This window comes from Kitasatospora sp. NPDC059973, from assembly GCF_042737525.1.
Taxonomy (GTDB): domain Bacteria; phylum Actinomycetota; class Actinomycetes; order Streptomycetales; family Streptomycetaceae; genus Kitasatospora.
In genome coordinates this window covers 1-1,447 of the sequence record NZ_JBHWUI010000364.1, presented here as the reverse complement: position 1 = coordinate 1,447, position 1,447 = coordinate 1, and the positions used below count along the sequence as shown (strand labels likewise).

At 51.3% G+C, this 1,447-nt stretch carries 1 rRNA gene; it reads left to right on the top strand.

Annotation, left to right across the window (positions count from 1 at the left end):
- Positions 1-1,447 (top strand): 23S ribosomal RNA (locus ACFWA9_RS39150); the annotation flags it as partial.

Here is a 1,447-nt window from a genome sequence, read left to right as displayed (position 1 = left end):
GAGCTGTAAGTAAGCTTTGATCCGAAGATTTCCGAATGGGGAAACCCACCATACGTAATGGTATGGTATCCTTATCTGAATACATAGGGTATGGAAGACAGACCCAGGGAACTGAAACATCTAAGTACCTGGAGGAAGAGAAAGCAAATGCGATTTCCTGAGTAGCGGCGAGCGAAACGGAACATAGCCCAAACCAAGAGGCTTGCCTCTTGGGGTTGTAGGACATTCTATACGGAGTTACAAAGGAACGAGGTAGATGAAGAGACCTGGAAAGGTCCGTCGTAGAGGGTAACAGCCCTGTAGTCAAAACTTCGTTCTCTCCTGAGTGGATCCTGAGTACGGCGGAACACGTGAAATTCCGTCGGAATCCGGGAGGACCATCTCCCAAGGCTAAATACTCCCTAGTGACCGATAGTGAACCAGTACCGTGAGGGAAAGGTGAAAAGCACCCCGGAAGGGGAGTGAAAGAGATCCTGAAACCGTGTGCCTACAAGTAGTCAGAGCCCGTTAACGGGTGATGGCGTGCCTTTTGTAGAATGAACCGGCGAGTTACGATCCCGTGCAAGGTTAAGCTGAAGAGGCGGAGCCGCAGCGAAAGCGAGTCTGAATAGGGCGTTTAGTACGTGGTCGTAGACCCGAAACCAGGTGATCTACCCATGTCCAGGGTGAAGTTCAGGTAACACTGAATGGAGGCCCGAACCCACGCACGTTGAAAAGTGCGGGGATGAGGTGTGGGTAGCGGAGAAATTCCAATCGAACCTGGAGATAGCTGGTTCTCCCCGAAATAGCTTTAGGGCTAGCCTTAAGTGTAAGAGTCTTGGAGGTAGAGCACTGATTGGACTAGGGGTCCTCATCGGATTACCGAATTCAGTCAAACTCCGAATGCCAATGACTTATCCTTAGGAGTCAGACTGCGAGTGATAAGATCCGTAGTCAAAAGGGAAACAGCCCAGACCGCCAGCTAAGGTCCCAAAGTGTGTATTAAGTGGAAAAGGATGTGGAGTTGCTTAGACAACCAGGATGTTGGCTTAGAAGCAGCCACCATTTAAAGAGTGCGTAATAGCTCACTGGTCGAGTGACTCTGCGCCGAAAATGTACCGGGGCTAAATACACCACCGAAGCTGCGAATTGATACCAATGGTATCAGTGGTAGGGGAGCGTTCTAAGTGCAGTGAAGTCAGACCGGAAGGACTGGTGGAGCGCTTAGAAGTGAGAATGCCGGTATGAGTAGCGAAAGAGGGGTGAGAATCCCCTCCACCGAATGCCTAAGGTTTCCTGAGGAAGGCTCGTCCGCTCAGGGTTAGTCGGGACCTAAGCCGAGGCCGAAAGGCGTAGGCGATGGATAACAGGTTGATATTCCTGTACCACCTCCTCACCATTTGAGCAATGGGGGGACGCAGGAGGATAGGGTAAGCGCGGTCTTGGATCTCCGCGTCCAAGCAGTTAG